At 38.9% G+C, this 21869-nt stretch carries 18 protein-coding genes and 11 tRNA genes; 27 read left to right on the top strand and 2 right to left on the bottom strand.

Features of this window, described 5'->3' with window-relative positions:
• The first annotated feature begins 116 nt into the window (after positions 1-116).
• From ACAN53_RS16620 to map, 5 genes are all read left to right on the top strand, one after another.
• Complete coding sequence (locus ACAN53_RS16620) at positions 117-1046, top strand: manganese-dependent inorganic pyrophosphatase (protein ID WP_379971271.1); 930 nt, start codon at positions 117-119, stop codon at positions 1044-1046.
• Between the two features lie 1039 nt (positions 1047-2085).
• Positions 2086-3228 (top strand): glycosyltransferase family 2 protein, encoded by a 1143-nt coding sequence (locus ACAN53_RS16615; RefSeq protein WP_379971270.1) that lies wholly within the window; start codon positions 2086-2088, stop codon positions 3226-3228.
• A gap of 170 nt (positions 3229-3398) precedes the next feature.
• Positions 3399-4589 carry a sensor histidine kinase gene (locus tag ACAN53_RS16610; RefSeq protein ID WP_379971269.1) on the top strand — a complete coding sequence of 397 codons (1191 nt, stop codon included), beginning with the start codon at positions 3399-3401 and terminating at the stop codon, positions 4587-4589.
• Positions 4586-5242 carry a response regulator gene (locus ACAN53_RS16605; RefSeq protein WP_379971268.1) on the top strand — a complete coding sequence of 219 codons (657 nt, stop codon included), beginning with the start codon at positions 4586-4588 and terminating at the stop codon, positions 5240-5242. The genes ACAN53_RS16610 and ACAN53_RS16605 overlap by 4 nt, the downstream gene beginning before the upstream one ends.
• Before the next feature lie 275 nt (positions 5243-5517).
• On the top strand, positions 5518-6273 hold the full coding sequence (map, locus tag ACAN53_RS16600) for a type I methionyl aminopeptidase (RefSeq protein WP_379971267.1): 756 nt from the start codon (positions 5518-5520) through the stop codon (positions 6271-6273).
• A gap of 47 nt (positions 6274-6320) precedes the next feature.
• Here map and ACAN53_RS16595 read toward each other — a convergent pair whose 3' ends face one another.
• Positions 6321-7196, bottom strand: a complete 876-nt coding sequence (locus tag ACAN53_RS16595) for a Cof-type HAD-IIB family hydrolase (protein ID WP_379971266.1) — start codon at positions 7194-7196, stop codon at positions 6321-6323.
• Positions 7197-7450: 254 nt separating this feature from the next.
• On the opposite strand from ACAN53_RS16595, the gene ACAN53_RS16590 reads away from it, so the two are divergent.
• The 10 genes from ACAN53_RS16590 to ACAN53_RS16545 all read left to right on the top strand — a co-directional run bounded on the left by ACAN53_RS16590 (position 7451) and on the right by ACAN53_RS16545 (position 19751).
• A complete protein-coding gene (locus ACAN53_RS16590; RefSeq protein WP_379971265.1) occupies positions 7451-8830 on the top strand; it encodes an MATE family efflux transporter in 1380 nt (459 codons plus the stop codon).
• 269 nt (positions 8831-9099) lie between these two features.
• A complete protein-coding gene (locus tag ACAN53_RS16585) occupies positions 9100-10176 on the top strand; it encodes a D-alanine--D-alanine ligase (RefSeq protein WP_379971264.1) in 1077 nt (358 codons plus the stop codon).
• 60 nt (positions 10177-10236) lie between these two features.
• The gene (locus tag ACAN53_RS16580; RefSeq protein ID WP_379971263.1) at positions 10237-11613 is read left to right on the top strand and encodes a UDP-N-acetylmuramoyl-tripeptide--D-alanyl-D-alanine ligase; all 1377 of its coding nucleotides are present in this window, start codon (positions 10237-10239) and stop codon (positions 11611-11613) included.
• A gap of 386 nt (positions 11614-11999) precedes the next feature.
• Complete coding sequence (locus tag ACAN53_RS16575; RefSeq protein ID WP_379971262.1) at positions 12000-13502, top strand: DEAD/DEAH box helicase; 1503 nt, start codon at positions 12000-12002, stop codon at positions 13500-13502.
• A 354-nt stretch (positions 13503-13856) separates the two neighbouring features.
• Positions 13857-14210: a holo-ACP synthase gene (acpS, locus tag ACAN53_RS16570; RefSeq protein ID WP_379971261.1), complete on the top strand. Its 354-nt coding sequence runs from the start codon at positions 13857-13859 to the stop codon at positions 14208-14210.
• Between the two features lie 103 nt (positions 14211-14313).
• Positions 14314-15300 carry a LolA family protein gene (locus ACAN53_RS16565; protein WP_379971354.1) on the top strand — a complete coding sequence of 329 codons (987 nt, stop codon included), beginning with the start codon at positions 14314-14316 and terminating at the stop codon, positions 15298-15300.
• Between the two features lie 173 nt (positions 15301-15473).
• Positions 15474-16643 (top strand): alanine racemase, encoded by a 1170-nt coding sequence (gene alr / locus ACAN53_RS16560; protein WP_379971260.1) that lies wholly within the window; start codon positions 15474-15476, stop codon positions 16641-16643.
• Between the two features lie 198 nt (positions 16644-16841).
• Positions 16842-17129, top strand: coding sequence for a CopG family ribbon-helix-helix protein (locus ACAN53_RS16555; protein WP_379971259.1), 288 nt, complete (start codon positions 16842-16844; stop codon positions 17127-17129).
• 4 nt (positions 17130-17133) lie between these two features.
• The gene (gene ndoA / locus ACAN53_RS16550) at positions 17134-17484 is read left to right on the top strand and encodes a type II toxin-antitoxin system endoribonuclease NdoA (protein WP_379971258.1); all 351 of its coding nucleotides are present in this window, start codon (positions 17134-17136) and stop codon (positions 17482-17484) included.
• Between the two features lie 80 nt (positions 17485-17564).
• Positions 17565-19751: a Tex family protein gene (locus ACAN53_RS16545; protein ID WP_379971353.1), complete on the top strand. Its 2187-nt coding sequence runs from the start codon at positions 17565-17567 to the stop codon at positions 19749-19751.
• Between the two features lie 24 nt (positions 19752-19775).
• On the opposite strand, the gene cmpA is transcribed toward ACAN53_RS16545, so the two are convergent.
• Positions 19776-19886: a cortex morphogenetic protein CmpA gene (gene cmpA, locus ACAN53_RS16540; protein WP_379971257.1), complete on the bottom strand. Its 111-nt coding sequence runs from the start codon at positions 19884-19886 to the stop codon at positions 19776-19778.
• A gap of 200 nt (positions 19887-20086) precedes the next feature.
• On the opposite strand from cmpA, the gene ACAN53_RS16535 reads away from it, so the two are divergent.
• The 12 genes from ACAN53_RS16535 to ACAN53_RS16480 all read left to right on the top strand — a co-directional run bounded on the left by ACAN53_RS16535 (position 20087) and on the right by ACAN53_RS16480 (position 21767).
• Positions 20087-20539 carry a SprT family protein gene (locus tag ACAN53_RS16535; protein ID WP_379971352.1) on the top strand — a complete coding sequence of 151 codons (453 nt, stop codon included), beginning with the start codon at positions 20087-20089 and terminating at the stop codon, positions 20537-20539.
• Between the two features lie 158 nt (positions 20540-20697).
• Positions 20698-20772 (top strand) — tRNA-Asn (locus tag ACAN53_RS16530).
• A gap of 3 nt (positions 20773-20775) precedes the next feature.
• A tRNA-Ser gene (locus tag ACAN53_RS16525) sits at positions 20776-20866 on the top strand.
• Position 20867: 1 nt separating this feature from the next.
• Positions 20868-20939 (top strand) — tRNA-Glu (locus ACAN53_RS16520).
• 13 nt (positions 20940-20952) lie between these two features.
• Positions 20953-21028 (top strand) — tRNA-Val (locus tag ACAN53_RS16515).
• Positions 21029-21127: 99 nt separating this feature from the next.
• Positions 21128-21202: transfer RNA gene (locus ACAN53_RS16510), tRNA-Gln, on the top strand.
• Between the two features lie 4 nt (positions 21203-21206).
• A tRNA-Lys gene (locus ACAN53_RS16505) sits at positions 21207-21278 on the top strand.
• Positions 21279-21287: 9 nt separating this feature from the next.
• Positions 21288-21371: transfer RNA gene (locus ACAN53_RS16500), tRNA-Leu, on the top strand.
• A 9-nt stretch (positions 21372-21380) separates the two neighbouring features.
• Positions 21381-21465: transfer RNA gene (locus ACAN53_RS16495), tRNA-Leu, on the top strand.
• A gap of 72 nt (positions 21466-21537) precedes the next feature.
• A tRNA-Arg gene (locus ACAN53_RS16490) sits at positions 21538-21614 on the top strand.
• A gap of 4 nt (positions 21615-21618) precedes the next feature.
• Positions 21619-21695 (top strand) — tRNA-Pro (locus ACAN53_RS16485).
• A gap of 1 nt (position 21696) precedes the next feature.
• A tRNA-Gly gene (locus ACAN53_RS16480) sits at positions 21697-21767 on the top strand.
• The last annotated feature ends 102 nt before the right edge of the window (positions 21768-21869 follow it).

Raw genomic sequence — 21869 nt, 5'->3', positions numbered from 1 at the left:
CAGCATACAAATAAATTTTGAGGACAAACCAATTATAATTCATGCTAAAATAGAATACAGAAACAATACTCTTGCTTTGGAAAAGAGCAAATTTTATTTAATTAAGGGGTAGAAAAATGAAAAAAATAGTTATTTTTGGTCATAAAAATCCGGATACAGATACAATTTGCTCAGCACTTGCATACGCAGCTTTAAAAACTGAGCTAGGTGTAGACGCAGAACCACTTCGTTTAGGTGAAGTAAATGGTGAAACAGCATTTGCTCTTGATTATTTTAAAGTGGAGGCACCTCGTCTTGTTTCTAAAGTAGCACCTGAAGGAGACGGTGTGATTTTAGTCGATCATAACGAACGTCCACAAAGTGCAGATGATATCGCAGACGTACATGTATTAGAAGTAATTGATCATCACCGTATTGCTAACTTTGAAACGAGTGATCCGTTATACTACCGCGCAGAACCAGTCGGTTGTACAGCAACAATTTTAAATAAAATGTATAAGGAAAACAGTGTAGCAATTCGAAAAGAAATCGCTGGTTTAATGCTATCTGCCATTATTTCAGATACGCTATTATTTAAATCTCCAACTTGTACAGATCAAGATGTGGCTGCCGCTAAGGAATTGGCAGAAATCGCAGGAGTGGATGCAAACAGCTACGGATTATCGATGCTAAAGGCTGGCGCTAACTTAAGTGACAAAACAGTGGATCAATTGATTTCTCTTGATGCTAAGGAATTCCAGATGGGAAGTCAAAAAGCTGTTATTGCACAGGTGAACACAGTAGATACAAATGAAGTATTCGCTAAACAAGATGAAATTGAAAAGGCGATTCGTGACACTATTGAAAAGCGTAATTTAGACCTATTTGTATTTGCTGCAACGGACATTTTAGAAAATGATTCAGTTGCTCTAGCTCTTGGTAGTGCGGCACATGCAGTAGAAGAAGCGTTTGGTGTTACATTAGATAATAATAAAGCTTTACTAAAAGGCGTTGTTTCTCGTAAGAAACAAATTGTACCCGTTTTAACGAATGTACTAAACAAATAAAGAAAAAAAGTATATAATATATGCACACAACACCGTTCAAAGGATTGGATGGTGTTGTGTTTGCGTATGTTGAAAATTATAGTAATGTGCTAGTATTATGAAATACCCTCTTACCAAGAGAGAAAAGAAAGTATATACTCTATCAGTGGAGGCATATTTACGATACACCTTGTTAAGTAAAATCTTTGTATCTGTCGTTTTCGTTGCATCGTGGATGGATTTTGGATGGAGTTACGATCTCACGCTGTTTAGAATCACTGCAGAGTGTTGATCAGAGGAATGCGAAGATCAGTAAATATGGAGTCTATGAAATTGTTTTGTATGTCACAATATGTGGATACTTTTTATGTGTACACATGTTGAATTAGTGGAGACGTAAGGCTGTACTTTATTAAGAATTGGCATATTTGAAAATGAAAAGAATGATTTTTCACTTTCATGCCAATGCTGTAAATAGGACTTCTACTATTTGACATACATATTTCATTCACTTTACGAAGAAAAGGGTATAGAATCTAACTGTAATAGGTGGTCGTCTATACCAGTTCATTTGTATATTTATCTAATCTTAACATTTACTTATTGCTTATTTGATACAATAGTGATTATGGGTTAAATGTAAAAGGGTGGTGCTAATGGACAAAACATTCATTTTATCTGGATCCTTGGTGAATGATGGATTGAACATATTATAAATCTCATCCATTTGTACCTATATTAAATCTGTTTGTAACATAAGCGATTGGATGATGCCTCTGGTAGACTCGTTTAGGCAGTAAAATGTATTCGTACAAACTTCCCATTATATAGAGGGACAGGAAGAAGTGAGTTGTCTTTTTTCGTTTCATACGGAACGTAAAAAGAAGATCCGGTGAAAATAATAGCAACAAATAAAAAAGAACGCGCTTAGTTTGAAAATGGGAATTCATTTTCATCTGTTTAGGGCGATCTTTATTGGTGTAAAAAGACCAAGCTACAGCTCATATATACTCATCTAACTTAATTTGGGATGAACTCAGTTGTAATTAGGAGGAAACTTATGATTCTTATACAATTAATTATGTTCATTTTTGCTGTATGGTCAGTCGTTGTGTTCGTTTCTGCGCTCATACCGAAACGATTAACCCGTTCAGCAAAACATTTTCATCCGGAGCAAATCGTTGTATTGGTCCCTGCTCATAACGAAGAAAAAGTCATTGGACGATTGATAGAAAATGTAACGTCAAATATAAATGGGTATCCAGTTCGTTTGATTATATGTGCAGATCGTTGTACAGATAATACGGTACCTATATGTAAAAGAAATGATGTAGAAGTATTTGAAAGAAAAACGGGTCTTCCTGGTAAGCAGTATTTGTTAAAAGATGTATTTGCTAGCCTAACGAAAGAATATGGATCTAATCCGAATGTCATTGTTACAATTTTAGATGCAGATAACAAAATCGAACCAGATTACTTTGAGCAACTTGTTGACTCTTTACAAGAAGATGATGTTGTACAAGGTTACATTGCAACATTAAATAGTTCAGATAATTTACAAACACGCTGGTATGCAATGAACTATCACTTTATGTTACGTTATTACTATTCAGGAAGAGAAAGATTAAATCGTTCTTCTATTTTAGGTGGTACGGGTTGGGGATTTCGTTTATCAATCTTAGAACGTGTTCCATTCGACGTAACCTCAGTTACGGATGACTTAGAATATTCTGCTATGTTACGCTTAGCGAAAATTCGGGTGAAATATAATCCGCTTATGCGAATTTACGATGAAAAGCCACAAAGTGTAAGAGTTGGTATTCGTCAAAGAACACGCTGGGCAAGAGGACAATGGCAAGTATTTTTTCAATACTTCCCTAAACTTGTTTTTAAAGATTTTGAGTTCTGCATGTACTTGGCATTACCGTTATTTATGTTAATTGGTTTGTTTGGATTTTGGTTTAATAACAATGCCATATTGAATTTAATATTTTCAGTTATATTTATTTTGTTCTGGATGGCAATGGATCGTGGACTTTCTGAACTTCCGGGGTTATTGCTTCATATTCCGTACTTAATCATACAAAATGTAATTATGGTATATGCTTTATTTACATTTAAAAACAACAGCTGGGTTCGTACTCCTCATGGAACAGCGAATGTAAAATATGGAGAAAAGGTTAAGCCTGTAAGCTTAGATTAATCTTTTCTAAACAAAAAAGTCGCCTTAGGCGGCTTTTTTGTTTGCTCTTGAGCAGATAATACTTACAGTAATTTTATGATAATTATGGTATTGGCCTTGATTATAATATGATATAGTAAAATATAGCCATCTATGGATTAAAACTACTAATTAAAAATTGAGGTGAAATCTTGTTAGGTTATTTGAGATTAGCCACATTAACCATTGCAACCATTGTTTATTATTATGAGGCACCCAATGTTATGTATATAAAGGTGCTTATTGGAGTAGCGCTAGTAGCATTCATTACGAATCATTTCTTTATTCTGTCTATTGCAAGAAAAAGTCAGTTGTTTTATTATCTGCTTGCTATTGACTGCGCATGGATCGTCGTACTTGGTCTATGTTTCCCTGCCTCAACTCTTCATTTAATCCTACTAGGAGTCGAAGTACTCACATTATTTTTATTCACAGGGAATAAGAAGATATTGACTGGATTCACATTATTTTTCTTCGTTTGCTCAGCAATTATTTTTATTAACTCTTACATTTTGTTAGGGACTATCGAGACTATTCAGACTATTATGAATTTAATTCTTATTCTCTTAGAAGCAGTTGTTGGGGGATTAATTCATAAGCTTGGAGTTGCAAGATCGAATATCGATGTTCAGTATGATGCACTGTATCAATCTCACCGAGCATTAAAGGATGCTCATGAGCAGCTTCGTGTGTATGCGAAGGAAGTGGAAGAACTAACAGCGGTTCGCGAACGAAATCAAATTGCACGGGACATTCATGATACAGTTGGACATCATATTACCGCACTTATCGTTCAGCTCGAACTTACCCAAGAACTTTATAAGAAGGGGCTACCACAAGCTACTACGTTGCAAACGTGTACTGAACTTGCTAGGACTACTCTGCAAGATATTCGGATGAGTGTTCGCACATTAAAGGAAGAGGATACAAGAGAAGTTTCTTTTCTACCTGTGATTCGAACGATTATTCATGATTTTTCAAAGGCAACAGGAGTCACGGTTTCCTTTGAGATGGACGGAGATCTTACTACTATCCCATCCTCTATGAATCTTTCTATTTCAAAAATTATTCAGGAATCGTTAACCAATGCGGTCCGTCACGGCAGGGCAACTGAATGTGCGGTTACTATTTCCTGTACTGAGAATACCGTAGAAGTACAAATGGATGATAATGGAAGGGGGACAACCCAATTGAAACAAGGGTTTGGACTTACGAATATGAAAGAGCGAGTAGAAGAACATGGCGGTAAGATTGTATATACAAGTGAGGAAAACGAAGGCTTTCATATTTTCATCCAATTTCCATTATTCCAAGATAAAAAAGCCGTAGGGGGAGTAGTATGATACGAATTATGATTGTAGATGATCAGCCGCTCATTCGCGATGGATTGGCTATGCTTTTGAATCTACGTGAGGAGTTAGAAGTTGTTGGGACTGCAAATGATGGCGGGGAAGCATTGGAAAAAGCGAAGATGTGCGATCCTGAAATAGTACTAATGGATATTCGTATGCCGGGTACAAATGGGGTAGAAGGCACAAGACTTTTGCTTGAGCAGTTACCCGATGTTCAGGTCCTAATGTTAACGACATTTAAGGATAGTGAGCTCATTTTTAAAGCACTAGAACAAGGAGCAAGCGGGTATTTACTAAAGGATATGCCGACAGATACGATCGTGCAAGCGATTCTAACGGTAAAATCAGGTGGTCTTGTTCTACCACAAGAGGTAACGGCTCAGGTTTTGCAGGAATTAAAGAAAACGACGGCTCCCATACTAGAAGCTGTACCGATTTCTATAAAGCTACTTACAGAACGAGAAATGGATATACTGCGTGAGATAGGATATGGCCATAGCAATAAAGAGATTGCGAATAAGCTGTTTATCACAGAGGGAACGGTGAAGAACCATGTGTCCAATCTAATAAGCAAGCTCGAATTACGTGATCGTACACAAGCTGCAATTTTTGCAGTTCGATATGGCATTACCGCATACATATGACTTTAGGCATAGATAGAATCATACAACAAAGCTGTTTTATTGAATGTTGATGGTACTTACCAATCTTATCTTCCATGTAACATGGAGAAATGTGCTCGGAAATATCGTTCTCGTTTCTGCTCTGCTGCTAGCGATTGTAGGTCTTGCGTTATTTATAAAACGGCTAAAGAGGAACGGTTTCTCACTCCTATCATATATTTTTATGAAATACATTTTCGGTATGCTTGTCTCCAAGGAGAGAGAAGTATTAGTATGTATTTAGGGAGGACTGCAGTATGATTAATTTAAAGACAGAACGTGAAATTGCACTTATGCATGAGGCTGGGAAGTTATTAGCCTCTTGTCATCAACAGCTTGCTACCTTAATTCAACCTGGCATTACGACAAAGGAAATTGATGCGTTTGTAGACAAATTCTTAGCGAAAAACGGAGCAAAACCTGAGCAAAAGGGTTACAGAGGCTATGAGTATGCAACATGTGCTTCGGTTAACGATGAAATATGCCACGGATTTCCGCGTAAATCACCTCTAAAAGAGGGGGATATCGTGACGGTAGATATGGTTGTAAATTTACATGGTGGATTAGCAGACTCAGCTTGGAGCTATGGGGTAGGAAATATATCTCAGAAGGCTAGTGATTTGCTTAATGTCACAAAGGAAGCCTTGTATCTCGGAATAGATCAGGCAAAGGCTGGCAATCGTGTGGGCGATATTGGTCACGCAATTCAAAGTTATGTGGAACCGAAAGGATACTCTGTCGTTCGTGAATTTACGGGTCATGGTATAGGGAATACCATTCATGAAGATCCGTATATTCCGCATTATGGACTTCCGGGAAAAGGGGTTCGACTTAAACCAGGTATGGTGATTACAATTGAACCAATGATCAATACGGGAGATTGGCAATCGAAGATGGATAGTAACGGCTGGACAGCGAGAACCCTTGACGGCTCGTTATCGGCGCAATATGAGCATACGATTGTCATTACGGACGGGGATCCGATAATTTTAACAGAACAGCTAGGGAAGTAGTAAATGCGAAAGGGACCGTTGCATAACGGTCCCTTTCTATACAGTCTTTATTTTAAAACTCCTTCGGAAGCTAATACATATTTGTGTATGGCATGAGCTACGCCGCTTTCACTATTTGTTAGTGTTACGGCATCGCAGATATCTTTTACATCTTCTTCTGCATTTCCCATTGCAATACTAAGGCCTGCTACTTTCAGCATAGGAAGATCGTTGAAATTATCGCCAATTGCAATTGTTTGGTCCATAGAAACGTGAAAATGCTTTGCAATCGCTTTTAGTGCACTTCCTTTGTTCCCGTGTTCCGTTGTTACTTCTAAATTAGTTGGAGCGGAAGCGGTAATCATAATATCTTTACTTTGTTGCATATCTTGTACTAACTGTTTCCGTTTTTCTTGTTCTAACGTTAGTAGAAATATTTTCTCAAAATCAACGGAATTGTCTGCAAGTACAGTGGTTACATCATCAAAAAAACGGTAATACGGCGCTTGCAAATCTTTGTCTGTTACACGTTCTAGCTCTTCTCTTGTCATCATCTTAGCTATTTGTGAATCTTCTTTATATGCCATCATAACATGTTCTTTCCACGTATTTGGAACGTATACACCTTTGTTAGTATAGAGTTTGTAAGGAAACAAGCCGTTTTCTAGAAGTTGAGTTAGTTCGGATACGGTTTGTTTTGACAAGTAGGAAGCGTACACAATTTCATCCTCTACATATGCTACAGATCCGTTGCTTGCTCCAATTGGACAGCGAATCGAATATTTGTTACTTACTTGTAAAATGCTATATTTCGTACGGCCTGAGCAAATCATAACGATGTGACCTGCTTCTTGAGCCTTCTTGATCGCATTTACATTTTCATCTGAGATGGTTAAATCATTTGATAATAATGTTCCGTCCATATCAATGGCAATGATTTTCATTTCTAGGACACTCCTTATCTACTAAGATATATGACTCAACCTCCTAAATGTATCATGATTCATCGAAAATGGAAGTGATATGAGCCTTGTGTGTACGTGAGTAGAGAGAGAAGTTACAAATTGATGAATGAAGTGCAAATTAGTTGTGTTTTATTTGAAGTTCGATGATGATACGTAAGTAGGACACGAAACATACTAATATCATCATGCGATTTGGCATGTTAACCTGAGCGGATAATAGAGGAGGAATTTATTTGGAGCGAACAGCAATGAAGCAACGCCCTGTATTAACAGAAGGACCCATCGCAAAAACATTATTATTTTTTTCTATGCCTATTTTATTAGGAAATATGCTGCAATCTTTAAATGGTTCGGTCAATTCCATATGGGTCGGAAAGTATTTAGGAGAACAGGCGCTTGCTGCAACCTCCAATGCAAATATAATATTGTTCTTTCTAATTAGTTCCGTTTTCGGCATCGGAATGGCGGCAACGATACTAGTTGGACAAAAAATTGGTGCAAAGCAAATAGAAGAAGCCAAGAAGGTAGTAGGAACGAGTGCTATTTTTTTCATGGCCCTTTCGTTACTAGTAGCATCATTAGGTTTCGTGTTTGCTTCACCTATTTTAGATATATTGAATACACCTAATGACGCAAAGGCGATGGCACTGGTCTATACGCGCATCATGTTTGCTGGTGTTCCGTTTATGTTCGGATACAATTATGTAATGATTATTTTACGTGGCTCTGGTGATAGTAAGACACCATTTTATTTCTTACTCTTATCCGTAGGGCTAGATATTATTTTAAATCCATTGCTTATTTTTGGAATTGGACCTTTTCCTAAGATGGATATTGGGGGATCGGCGACGGCGACGTTTATTGCGCAATTTGTTAGTCTCTTTGCTATCATCTTTTACTTATACAAAAAGGAATATTTTCTTCGTATTACAAAGAATGATCTTTCTATGCTTCGCGTGAATTGGGATATTCTTCGTGTTCTCATTGCGAAGGGAGTTCCAATGGGACTTCAAATGATTGTCGTATCATCAAGTGTACTCGGGCTGGTTAACATTATTAATACGTTTGGTTCAGAAGCAACTGCTGCATACGGGGCAGCCTCGCAGCTATCCAATTATGTGCAAATGCCAGCTATGGCTATTGGAGGAGCGGTAACCTCTATGGCTGCACAAAATATAGGTGCTGGTAAATGGGATCGGGTTCACCGAATAACGTGGATGGGAGTATGGTTCAATATTTTATTAACAGGCTCACTTGTTGCGATTATCCATCTATTCAATCGCCAAGCACTGCTTCTTTTCTTGCCGGAAAATAGTAATGCTTTGGATATTGGGATTCAAATAAATAATATTACACTTTGGTCGTTTATTTTGTTTGGAATTATGTTTGTCGTTTCCGGTGTGATTCGATCTACTGGTGCGGTAATGGTACCTCTTATGATCACGTTCTTAGCACTTTGGGTACTACGAACGCCGCTTGCTTATAATCTTGGTAAGATGTATGGGCTCGGTGCAGTATGGTGGAGCTTTCCGATTAGCTTTACAGTGACCGTTGTATTAAATATTTTGTATTACCTGTATGGAAACTGGAAGGAAGTAAAGATGGGACGGTAAGTAAAAACGTATACAAAAAGGCTGCTGAACATTGTTCAACAGCCTTTTTGTACTTTTATTTTAGAGAAGTTTTCACAGTAATTTCTACTTTGTTTCATGGAAGAATGCATCCCATTTGGACATTTTTAACTAATGAAAACATATACTTACGTATATACCTACAAGGGCAGAATTGATTTTTTCTTTATGGGTTCTGTAAACATTCTCTATCCATTTTTATAAAAAGTGCTAAAATAAGATGGTGAGAAAAAACGAGTAAGGTGGTTACCATGAAAACAAAATTAGGCTTGCTATATGGTGGGAAATCAGCGGAGCATCAAGTTTCTTTGCAAACTGCGCTCGCTGTTACAAAGGCGTTAGATCGTAATAAATTTGATATTTATCCAATTTATATTACGGAGCAAGGCCAGTGGCGAAAGGGAAATCGTATTGAAGGAGACGTTACATCTGTTGAGTCATTGAAGCTTACAGAAGATGGCAATGCGGTATCTCCACTCGCACTTAGTCGTGAAATGGCTCCAACTAGTAATGAAGAGGTAGTAGACATTGTATTCCCGCTCCTTCATGGAACGAATGGGGAAGACGGAACTGTCCAAGGTCTGCTTGAATTGTTGAATATTCCCTATGTAGGTAACGGAGTGTTAGCATCTGCAGCTGGTATGGATAAAGTAGTGATGAAGAATATTTTTGCACAAGCCGGTCTTTCTCAAGCGAATTATGTTTGGTTTATTCGCCATGAATGGGAACAAAACCGCGATGCTGCTTATGATAAAGTAGAAACAGCACTTGGATATCCTTGTTTTGTAAAACCTGCAAATCTTGGTTCAAGCGTTGGTATAAGTAAATGTAAAAATCGGGAAGAATTAGAAGCAGCTTTTGAAGAAGCCTTCCAATTTGATCGTAAAATTATTATTGAAGAAAACATCGTGGGACGCGAAGTGGAAATCGGTATTCTTGGAAATGAAGAGCCTCGTTGTTCCGTTGTGGGTGAAATTGTTCCGAAAGTGGAATTCTATGATTACAAAGCGAAGTATTCAGACGAAAGTACAGCTTTAATCATTCCTGCCGACATTACAGAGGAAGAATATAACCGTATTAGCAGCGATGCTATTAATGCATTTAAGGCATTGGATGGCTCTGGCCTAACAAGAGCAGATTTCTTTTTAACAAAAGATAGTAAAGTATATATGAACGAAGTGAACACAATGCCTGGTTTCACACCGGTAAGTATGTTCCCATTATTATGGCAAAGTGCCGGCATTGAGTATCCACAGCTGATTGAAGAACTTGTTCGTTTAGCGTTGGAACGCCATGAACAAAAGCAACAAATCAAATATACAATTTAAGAGGGAAACGAAGCACTATTCAACGGGAATAGTGTTTCTTCCTTGTGAAGGGGAACTCGTATGATAGAACGAACATTATTACAAGTTCAAGAAATGGTTGGCGGAAATGGCTTGGACGAAAAATGGGAGAGCCTGCAGATAAAGGGTGTATCGATTGATTCCCGTTCGATTCAACCAGGCAATCTATACATTCCGATTCAAGGGGAGCGCTTTGATGGACATTCCTTTGTAGCAAACGCTGTGGATAACGGTGCAGCTGCGACCTTCTGGAAGCAAGATGTACCGAATCCCCCAACGGGCATTCCTGTCATTTTTGTAGAAGATACGCTACACGCCTTGCAATCCTTGTCTTATGAATATCGCAGTCAGTTATCTATTCGCGTAATTGGTATTACCGGAAGTAATGGTAAGACATCAACGAAGGACATTCTTACGGGCATCCTTGCTACCACATATAAGGTGCAAAAAACGGAAGGTAATTTGAACAATCATATCGGATTGCCACTTACAATCCTGCGTCTAGAAGAAGATACGGAAATGGCAGTAATCGAGATGGGAATGTCAAGCTTTGGAGAAATTGAATTTCTATCCAAGCTTGCCCGGCCGAATGCAGCAATTATTACGAACATTGGTGAGTCTCATTTAATGGATCTTGGTTCACGTGAAGGAATTGCGAAGGCAAAAACTGAGATTGTCACCGGCTTGCAGCAAAATGGATTGTTTGTTTATAACGGAGATGAGCCGTTACTGGCAAACAGAGTACCGCAATTAGAATTTACAGCTACGATAGCTACATTTGGAAATAATGAAACAAATGATTATTTTCCTACTCGTATTACAACGAAGGAAAATGGTACAGAGTTTTCTATGAACCAAGCGCCGGAAACCTCGTTTTTTATTCCTGTACTTGGTAAGTATAATGTCTATAATACGTTAGCCTGTATGGCAGTCGCCTCATTCTTCGGTGTAACATGGAAACATGTAAAGGAAGGCCTTGCACATCTACAAATGACGCGCATGCGTATGGAAATGGTGCACGCAGCAGATGGATTAACGATTATAAATGATGCGTATAATGCTAGTCCAACTTCCATGAAGGCAGCTCTTACCATTATGAAAGATATGCACGGATATAAGAAGAAAATCGTTGTGCTAGGCACAATGTTAGAACTCGGTGATCAAGAAGAGCAGTTCCACTATGAAGTGGGAACGTGTATTGATCCGCAGTTTGTCGATTATGTGTTCACATATGGGGAACTTGGTAAGCAGATTGCAAAAGGAGCCCATGAAAATTTTGATTCTAGTCGCGTGATGAGTTTTACAGATAAAGAAGAATTAGCAAGTGAATTGCGGAAGATAGCATGTTCGCATGATGTTATTTTACTAAAGGCATCTCGGGGCATGAAGCTTGAAGAACTGATTCCTCTGTTTGGTTAAGATAGAAAGTAACGATAGGAGCAAAGTATCCTATCGTTTTTTTTTGATAAATGTAAGCAAAATGGAAATTCTTAATTGAGTAGTTCTTTACGAAAAGTGGTAGAATAGGAAAAATGAAATAAATTTGTTAGCCCTTAATTCGTTGTAAAACCTAGAAATAAAGGGCTTTCTTTTGAAAAATAGGGAAAGAGTGAGTTTGCTTTTTTTAATTACAAAACTTATAATAGGTAGAGCACAAAAAAGCATTTCCATTATTTCTCTTTCGAAGATGAGCCCATTAGAAAAGCGGAAGAGATTACTTTTCGATAGCAAGGGCATTTTCCTAAAATGAGGAGGATGCCTTTTTAAGTGAATAGTTATATGAAATAGAAAAGGAGCACGTAAAATTGACAACATTTCGTGAATTAGGATTAAGTGAAGAATTGCTCGCATCAGTAGAGCAAATGGGATTTGAAGAAGCAACACCCATTCAGGCAGAAACCATCCCGGTTGCCTTACAAGGATTAGATATTATCGGTCAAGCACAAACAGGTACTGGGAAAACAGCTGCATTTGGCTTACCGTTATTGGAAAAAATAGATACGAACCATGATTGGATACAAGGGATTGTTATTGCACCGACTCGTGAACTTGCTATCCAAGTTTCAGAAGAGTTATATAAGATTGGTACTAGCAAACGCGTTCGTATCCTTCCTATATACGGCGGTCAAGACATTAATCGTCAAATTCGTTCTTTGAAAAAGCATCCGCATTTAATTGTCGGAACACCTGGACGTATTCTTGACCATATTAATCGTAAAACAATTCGTTTGCAAAGCGTTGAAACAGTAGTGCTTGATGAAGCGGATGAAATGTTAAACATGGGATTCATTGAAGATATTGAATCTATTTTAACGGATGTACCAAAAGAACATCAAACATTGTTGTTCTCAGCTACAATGCCTGACCCAATTCGTCGCATCGCTGAACGGTTTATGCACGAACCAAAACTTATTAAAGTAAAGGCAAAAGAAGTAACAATGCCGAATATTCAACAATTCTATGTTGAAGTGCAAGAAAAGAAAAAGTTTGATACGCTTACTCGTTTACTGGACATTCAATCTCCAGAGCTTGCGATCATTTTCGGTCGTACAAAACGTCGTGTGGATGAATTATCAGAAGCATTAAACCTACGTGGCTATGCTGCAGAAGGAATTCACGGTGATTTAACACAAGCAAAGCGTTTGTCTGTGTTGAAGAAATTTAAAGAAGGCTCTATCGAATTGCTTATCGCAACAGATGTTGCTGCTCGTGGATTAGATATTTCTGGTGTAACACATGTATACAATTTCGATATTCCTCAAGATCCTGAGTCTTATGTTCACCGTATTGGACGTACTGGACGTGCAGGGAAAAAGGGAATGGCGATGCTATTCGTAACACCACGTGAATCCGGTCAATTGCACAACATTGAACGTACAACAAAACGCAAAATTGAACGTATGAACACGCCTACTTTAGACGAAGCACTAGAAGGACAACAACGTTTAATTGCTGAAAAATTATTCAATATTATTGACAATGACAACTTGTCTTACTACAAACGTATGGCAGAAGAAATATTAGAAGAAAAAGACTCTGTAGAAGTTATTGCTGCTGCATTGAAGATGATGACAAAGGAACCTGATACAACACCTGTTCGATTAACGGATGAACCACCTGTTACTTCATCAAGAGGTAACCGTGGTGGTGGAGATCGTAACCGTGGCGGTGGAGATCGTAATCGTGATCGCAGCCGTGATTCTCGCGATCGTAACAGAAATCGTAAAGGTGGCCATCATTCTGAAGGCCAAGGCAGAGGATATTCTGAAAACAGAAAGCAAGGACGTAAACCGACAGCAACAAAATAAGTCTCGATTCTTTATTGGTAATACCTATTCATATATAGCGATACTCGCTTCAGTGTATGTTTCTCGTCCGTTATAAATGGGGTAATTGATTGGAAATGCAGTCGCGATGACAAAGACAAACATCGTATGAGTTTATTGTCTTGTGCTCGGTATCATAGCTGTTTTTCTCGCGTATATAAATAGGGTGCATCTAGTCCTTACAACAAAAAGCCTGCTTAGAGGGCAACCATTTTTCCTTTTAACAATATAGAATCAATTATAAGTATGAGCCCGATACGTAAAAAGAGTTGTTCTTCTTTTTCATATCGGGTTTGTTTTATTTAGAGTGAATTTGCAGAAGAGGAGGTCCCTAGGGTGATAGTAGGAATTGGTATAGACATTACTGAACTTTATAGAATAGCAACATCAATAGAACATCCTAAATTTTTAGAACGGATACTTACTGAGCGTGAGCGTGAGCTTGCTTCTGTTCTTGCTGGAAAGAGAAAAGTTGAATTTGTGGCAGGACGATTTGCTGCAAAGGAGGCGTTCTCCAAGGCAATAGGTACGGGGATTGGGAAAGAAGTAGGCTTTCAGGATATCGAAATTATAAATGATGAACGAGGAAAGCCGATTGTACATGCCTCTTACCCCTATATGATTCACATTTCTATTTCACATAGCAAGGACTATGCCGTTGCACAAGTAATTCTAGAAGGTATGGACTAGTCTGCATAATCCTGTTTGTCTTCTCATATATTTGAGTAGCTAGAAACTACTTATCTTATGAGACAAAGGGGCTGAAGGAATGAAGAAACTGCTATTTGCAGTGATGATCGGATTGCTTGCAATAGTCGCTTTAGCAGGCTGTGGGCAAAAAAGTAAGGAAACTGTCATTTCCGATTTAGATTCCAAAGTGAAAAAGATGTCAGGATATCAAGCACAGGCGAAACTGTCGATTAAAACGGGCGCAGATGCACAAGAATATACAGTTGATGTTTGGCATAGTAAGCCTACTTATTATCGGGTTAACCTAAAGAATGCGAAGCAAGACCAAAGTCAAATTATCCTGCGAAATGATGATGGAGTATTTGTATTGACACCTGCTTTAAATAAAAGCTTTCGTTTTCAAAGCGATTGGCCACAAAATAGTAGTCAATCCTATCTGTTTGAGTCACTTGTTCGCGATATTGTGAAAGATAAAGATGCGACATTTACGAGTACAGACCAATACTATATTTTTGAAACAAAAACCAATTATCAAAATCAAAATATGATGCCCAAGCAGGAAATTACATTTAGTAAAAAGGATTTAGCACCTGTTTCTGTAAAACTATTAGACAATGATAAGAACGCACTTGTTCAAGTGGATTTTTCAAATGTGAAATTCGATGCGAAGTTTGATGCGAGTGCTTTTGACATGAAGAAGAATATGTCTGGTGCACAGATGGAAGTACCTACGAATGGAAAAGAAGATCAACCATTTTCTGTTTTATATCCAAATGCTCTCCCACAAGACATGAAACTAAATGATGAAAAGCAGTTGCAATCAAGCAACGGGAAACGCATTATCTTAACATATGGTACTGGCGACAAAACATTTACATTGGTAGAAGAAAAAGCGAAAGCATCACAAACGAGTGTGCCGATTGGTGTGAGCGGAGAACCAGTAGATTTAGGATTTACAATAGGAGCATTAACGGATAAATCGGTGTCCTGGTCGCATGAAGGTGTAGATTATATGTTAGTAGCAAAAGGATTATCGCAAGATGAAATTCTTGCGGTGGCTCGGTCAGTGTATCAAAAGTCCTCGAAGTAACCATCAACATGACGAGCGTGGTCTCGTCATGTTTCTTTGTTAAGCAGTTTAGTTTTTGTTGAATACCGTTGACATTTCCTTGCCATGAGACAATAATCTAGGATAGACTTTATTAAAAATTGAGAATATATAAGAATAAGCATTGCATAACGTATAAGGGAAGTGTTTTTTTAATGAAAGTGTCGTCGTTTTACCGGGATACATGGGTAGAAGTGGATTTAGATGCCATTCACGAAAATGTCAGACATGCAAGAGAGACTATTCCGGAAGATGTAGAGCTATTTGCAGTTGTGAAGGCGAATGCATATGGTCACGGAGCAGCAGCTGTTGCTAGAACAGCATTAGAAGCAGGAGCTAATCGTTTAGCGGTCGCATTTCTGGACGAGGCGTTAGCGATGAGAGCAGCCGGTATAACTGTGCCGATATTAGTGTTAGGGGCTGTGCGCCCACAAGATGTCAATATAGCAGCTGCAAATAATATTGCGTTGCCAGTTTTTAATTCCGAATGGTTGAATCAAGCGAAGAAAGTATGGAATGAAAGTCAACCGTTGCATCTGCATGTTACATTTGATAGTGGTATGGGACGGATTGGAATACGCCAAAAATCTGAATTAATAGCTTGTCTTACTGAATTAAATGACATACCTGCTTTTGAAATAGAGGGGGCCTTTACTCATTTTGCTACAGCGGATGAATTAGACACAACCTACTTTGAAAAACAATATGCTACATTTAAAGAGCAAATACAGTGGCTTGAAGAAATGCATGGGCGACCTGCATTAATTCATTGCGCAAATAGTGCTACCAGTCTACGATTTGCTGATTGCTTATTCAATGCTGCTCGCATTGGTATTATTATGTATGGTCTTACCCCATCTCCTGAAATGAGTCCACTTCTTCCTTACGATCTGAAAGAAGCTTTCTCTCTTCATAGTAAAATCGTTCATGTAAAGCAAATTGAGAGAGGGGAATGTGTAAGCTATGGGGCAACGTATACCGCACAAGGCAAGGAATGGATTGCAACTGTTCCTATTGGATATGCTGATGGATGGATACGAAAGCTTCAAGGTTTTGAAGTCCTGGTGGATGGAGTAAAAGCGCCAATTGTAGGTCGTATTTGTATGGATCAATTGATGATTCGACTTCCGCATCCATTACCTGTTGGAACACATGTTATACTAATTGGAAAACAAGGAAGCGAAACAGTTAGTGCAAATGATGTGGCAGCATATTTAGGAACTATTAACTATGAAGTTACTTGTATGATAAATTTCCGTGTTCCTCGTGTATTTCGAAAAAATGGCCAAATTGTAGAAATTGAAAATCTACTAGTGCAGCGGTAAGAAAAAGAGGCATTATTCCTAGGTGCAGATAAAAAAGAGGGATAGAAGTCAGGGAATGAATGATTTATTTGCTGATGGGTAACCCTAAACAAGAAGCTAGGAAGTCTTTGCAACTTGCACCATACAATGGTATGATAAAAACAAGTGTCAATATATATATAATTTGGTGTGTGTAGTTGATGTTGGAGGTGTATCTTCGTGTCGGAATCGAGTGTGACGACAGAAATAGTTATTCGTCTGCCCAAACAAATCTTATCAGAGCTGGATGGAATCGGGAAACAGGAAAAATGCAACCGAAACGAATTGATTTGTGAAGCAACTAAAATGTTTTTGCGAAAACACAAGACAAAGAAGCGTTATCAACATGAATCAATGAGACGTGGATATATTGAAATGGGAGAAATTAATCTTAATATTGCCTCTGAATCCTTTCTAGCGGAGTATGAAGCAGCTCATACGGTAGAACGCTTAGTTAGCGGGGGGTAATCCTTTGATTGTAAAACGCGGTGACGTATATTTTGCAGATCTTTCTCCGGTTGTTGGTTCTGAACAAGGCGGAGTGCGTCCTGTTCTCGTTATTCAAAACGATATTGGGAACCGATTTAGTCCTACTGTGATTGTAGCTGCAATCACAGCTCAGATTCAAAAAGCGAAACTTCCCACGCATGTGGAAATCGATGCGAAGCGCTACGGATTTGAACGGGATTCCGTCATTCTGTTAGAGCAAATTCGAACAATCGATAAACAACGGCTTACGGATAAAATCACTCATTTAGATGAGGGTATGATGAGTCGAGTAGATGAAGCGCTGCAAATTAGCTTGGGACTTATAGATTTTTGATTATTCATGAAGTTGCTCTCAATTGAGGGCAACTTTTTTTAAAGTAGGCAACATACCAAAGGAGGATGAGAATGAATCTAATGGAAGCTAAACAACAAACGATTGTTCAAGCGATTGCAACTGAACTTGGTATTCCTAAAAAACATATACATAATGTAATTCAACTAACAGAAGAGGGGAATACATTGCCCTTTATAGCACGGTACCGAAAGGAAATGACGGGTTCCCTTGATGAAGTACAAATTCGTTCGGTATTAGAAAAATGGCAATATGCAGTAAATCTTCAAGCGAGAAAGGAAGAAGTGCTGCGATTAATTGAAGAAAAAGGGAAGCTAACAGAGGAGCTACAGCAAAAGTTACATCATGCTACGAAATTACAAGAAGTAGAGGATCTATATAGACCGTTTAAGGAAAAGAGAAGAACGAAAGCGGCAATTGCAAAGGAAAAAGGTTTAGAGCCGCTCGCACAGTGGTTACTCACGCTTCCTTCTCACGGAAATGCCATGCAAAAAGCAATGGAATTCGTCAATGAAGAAAAGGAAGTCGCCACACAGGAGGAAGCACTGCAAGGAGCAAAGGATATTCTTGCAGAGCAAATTGCGGATGAAGCAGTGTACCGTAAGTGGATTCGTCACACAACCTTTCAAAAGGGGGCTATTGTTTCTTCTGTAAAGGGGAAAGAAAAAGATGAAAAAAATGTGTATGAAATGTACTATGATTACACGGAATCAATTAGTAAAATTGTACCTCACCGCGTACTGGCAATGAACCGAGGAGAAAAGGAAGATATCCTCAAAATCTCTATTGTTATGTCTATTGAAGAAATCATCTATTATTTACAGAAAAGCATTCTTTGTAATACTGTCTCCTCCGTTGCTCCGTTTATTAAGGAGGCCATTGAGGATAGTTATAAACGACTCATACAGCCATCAATTGAACGGGAAATTCGCAAGGAATTAACTGATGTGGCAGAAAAGCAAGCGATTCATATTTTTTCTGAAAATCTACGGAACTTGCTCTTGCAGCCACCTATGAAAGGAAAAATGGTTCTTGGGGTAGATCCTGCATACCGAACAGGGTGTAAATTAGCTGTAGTGGATGATACAGGCAAAACACTTTATATTGATGTAATCTATCCCCATCCACCAAAAGCAAAGCCTGAGGAATCCAAGAAAAAATTCCTAGCTATCTTACAGCGATACGCTATTGAAGTAATTGCGATTGGCAATGGAACGGCCTCTAGGGAAACAGAGCAGTTTGTAGTGGACATGCTAAAGGGAGTAGACCGGGATATATTTTATATTCTCGTAAATGAAGCAGGGGCAAGCGTGTATTCAGCATCAGATCTTGCACGTGAAGAATTTCCGGATTTTCATGTGGAGGAACGAAGTGCGATATCGATTGCGCGGAGATTACAAGATCCATTAGCTGAATTAGTGAAAATAGATCCTAAGTCTGTTGGTGTAGGGCAGTATCAGCATGATGTGTCACAAAAGGAATTAAATGAAAGTCTTACATTTGTAGTTGAAACGGCCGTAAACCAAGTGGGTGTTAATGTGAATACGGCATCTTCTTCCTTGTTGCAGTATGTATCTGGTTTATCAAAAGCAGTTGCGAAAAATATTGTGAAGCAAAGAGAGGAAGCTGGTAAATTTACAAGTCGCACAGAATTGAAGAAGATTCCAAGACTTGGAGCGAAAACCTATGAGCAATGTATTGGGTTCTTACGGGTGTTAGAGGGAAAAAATCCATTAGATCGTACTAGTATACATCCTGAACGCTATGATGATGTTAAAAAGCTTTTGCAACAGCTTTCCTTATCAACGCAGGATTTAGGTTCGGATCATTTGAGAGCTACGCTAGAAGCTATCAATATACATGAACTTTCGCATGATACGGGAATTGGTGAGCCAACGCTTATCGATATTGTAGATGCACTCATACGTCCAGAACGCGATTTACGTGATGAACTTGCAAAGCCTATTTTGAAAAAGGATATTCTTCATTTGGAAGATTTGAAACGTGGGATGGAGTTAGAAGGTACGGTGCGAAATGTTGTTGACTTCGGCGCTTTTGTGGACATCGGTGTGAAGCAGGATGGACTTGTTCATATATCGAAGTTAAGCAATCAGTATGTGAAGCATCCGCTTGATATTGTTTCGGTAGGACAGATTGTGAAAGTATGGATTGACAGTGTGGATGTTCAAAAGGCAAGAATTGCATTATCGATGTTACCTCTAGATTCAAAGGAAATGAAAGCAAACTAGAAGATGGAATCTATCATTTGTTTGCTACTCTTGTATTTTTCTATAAAAGAACCAACATTCATTTAATAACTTGATTCGATATCGATTTTTTTCAAAATAGGCGCGGCGCATTTGACTTTGAAGCCATGAAGGCATAATCGTCCCTCCTTTTTGATTATAAGAGTTTGATGGCAATTGGCTCCTTCTGACTGGAAAACTTCCCACCATAAAGGCAAAAAGCGCCTTTATGGTGGGAGAACTTCTAACCTTTGGAGCTGAACGAGCCGATTCCGCTTTTCTTTATTGTATGCGGTGGACATGTTAAGAGTGTATTTCTTTTAAGGGAGAGATTTGATATGCAGGATTTCGAGCTGCAGCAGCTGGTGGAGAGCATTTCTTTGCAATATTTTTTTAAGGTATTTGGTCATCGGGCTTTGTTTAACAAACGACTGCGTACCACGGGAGGTAGGTACCTGCTCCGTAATCATAATATTGAGTTAAACTGGAATTATTATCAAACCTTTGGAAAGGAAGAATTAATTGAGGTTATCAAGCACGAATTGTGTCATTATCACTTACATTTAGAGGGGAAAGGGTATCGTCACCGAGATGCTGACTTCCGAAATTTACTTCAGCAAGTGAACGCTCCTCGCTATTGTAAAAGTATTCCTTCTGTTCATAGAAAAACAGTATCGACTGTATATGAATATAAATGTATGCGTTGTGGCTGTCGATATGTTCGGAAGAGACGAATGAATCTAACGCGTTATGTATGCGGAAAGTGCAATGGAGAGCTTGAAAGCGTATAAAAAATTATCTTGACAGAAAAGGGAAATATTCAGTATATTATAAACGTGTCCAAGCAACCAAGCTAATATAATTATGTCCTTGGTCTTGACTTACAGTAGAAGGTTTTGTAGAATATAATGAGTCTTATTTCTAATACGTATTATGCGTGTTATATTATTCCGCAATAGCTCAGCGGTAGAGCAATCGGCTGTTAACCGATAGGTCGTAGGTTCGAATCCTACTTGCGGAGCCATATAGAGAAGTACCCAAGTGGCTCAAGGGGCTCCCCTGCTAAGGGAGTAGATCGGGAAACTGGTGCGAGGGTTCGAATCCCTTCTTCTCTGCCATGGCCCGTTGGTCAAGCGGTTAAGACACCGCCCTTTCACGGCGGTATCACGGGTTCGATTCCCGTACGGGTCATTAATTTAAATATGGAGGATTAGCTCAGCTGGGAGAGCATCTGCCTTACAAGCAGAGGGTCGGCGGTTCGATCCCGTCATCCTCCACCATTGTTATTTAGATTAATTAGCACTTGTTTTTCATTTCGGTTTATGATAAATTAAATTTTGTTGCTTTAAACGTAAATGTTTTATCTTTTATCGAATTATTGGGCTATAGCCAAGCGGTAAGGCAACGGACTTTGACTCCGTCATGCGTTGGTTCGAATCCAGCTAGCCCAGCCAATATGAGCCATTAGCTCAGTGGTAGAGCATCTGACTTTTAATCAGAGGGTCGAAGGTTCAAGTCCTTCATGGCTCACATTTATACGCGGGTGTGGCGGAATTGGCAGACGCACCAGACTTAGGATCTGGCGCCTTTGGCGTGGGGGTTCGAGTCCCTTCACCCGCACCATTTTCCCATGCGGTCGTGGCGGAACGGCAGACGCGCTAGGTTGAGGGCCTAGTGGGAGTTAAATCCCGTGGAGGTTCAAGTCCTCTCGGCCGCATTGAAGTAAAAAACACTTGCTTTTTTATTTCAAACATGTTACTATATTTGAGTCGCTTCATTAATAAAATATGCGCCCATAGCTCAACTGGATAGAGTATTTGACTACGAATCAAAAGGTTGGAGATTCGAATTCTCCTGGGCGCACCATAAACGGGAAGTAGCTCAGCTTGGTAGAGCACCTGGTTTGGGACCAGGTGGTCGCAGGTTCGAATCCTGTCTTCCCGACCATGCGGGTGTAGTTTAATGGTAGAACTCCAGCCTTCCAAGCTGATAGCGTGGGTTCGATTCCCATCACCCGCTTAGTTCTTTGAAAACTAAACAAAACATGAAACGTCAGTTTTATTTTTTAAAGCTTAGACAAACTTTAACTTTTATGGAGAGTTTGATCCTGGCTCAGGATGA

The organism is Ectobacillus soli, from assembly GCF_042610425.1.
Classification (GTDB): domain Bacteria; phylum Bacillota; class Bacilli; order Bacillales; family Bacillaceae_G; genus Ectobacillus.
The sequence above is the reverse complement of the archived record's forward strand: the minus strand, read 5'-3'. Positions and strand labels throughout refer to the sequence as shown.

Excerpts from the sequence above, each read along its gene's own strand:
- ACAN53_RS16620 (WP_379971271.1), top strand. The coding sequence starts at position 117 with ATGAAAAAAATAGTTATTTTTGGTCATAAAAATCCGGATACAGATACA.
- ACAN53_RS16615 (WP_379971270.1), top strand. The coding sequence starts at position 2,086 with ATGATTCTTATACAATTAATTATGTTCATTTTTGCTGTATGGTCAGTC.
- ACAN53_RS16605 (WP_379971268.1), top strand. The coding sequence starts at position 4,586 with ATGATACGAATTATGATTGTAGATGATCAGCCGCTCATTCGCGATGGA.
- map (WP_379971267.1), top strand. The coding sequence starts at position 5,518 with ATGATTAATTTAAAGACAGAACGTGAAATTGCACTTATGCATGAGGCT.
- ACAN53_RS16595 (WP_379971266.1), bottom strand. The coding sequence starts at position 7,196 with ATGAAAATCATTGCCATTGATATGGACGGAACATTATTATCAAATGAT.
- ACAN53_RS16585 (WP_379971264.1), top strand. The coding sequence starts at position 9,100 with ATGAAAACAAAATTAGGCTTGCTATATGGTGGGAAATCAGCGGAGCAT.
- ACAN53_RS16580 (WP_379971263.1), top strand. The coding sequence starts at position 10,237 with ATGATAGAACGAACATTATTACAAGTTCAAGAAATGGTTGGCGGAAAT.
- ACAN53_RS16565 (WP_379971354.1), top strand. The coding sequence starts at position 14,314 with ATGATCGGATTGCTTGCAATAGTCGCTTTAGCAGGCTGTGGGCAAAAA.
- alr (WP_379971260.1), top strand. The coding sequence starts at position 15,474 with ATGAAAGTGTCGTCGTTTTACCGGGATACATGGGTAGAAGTGGATTTA.
- ACAN53_RS16545 (WP_379971353.1), top strand. The coding sequence starts at position 17,565 with ATGGAAGCTAAACAACAAACGATTGTTCAAGCGATTGCAACTGAACTT.
- cmpA (WP_379971257.1), bottom strand. The coding sequence starts at position 19,886 with ATGCCTTCATGGCTTCAAAGTCAAATGCGCCGCGCCTATTTTGAAAAA.
- ACAN53_RS16535 (WP_379971352.1), top strand. The coding sequence starts at position 20,087 with ATGCAGGATTTCGAGCTGCAGCAGCTGGTGGAGAGCATTTCTTTGCAA.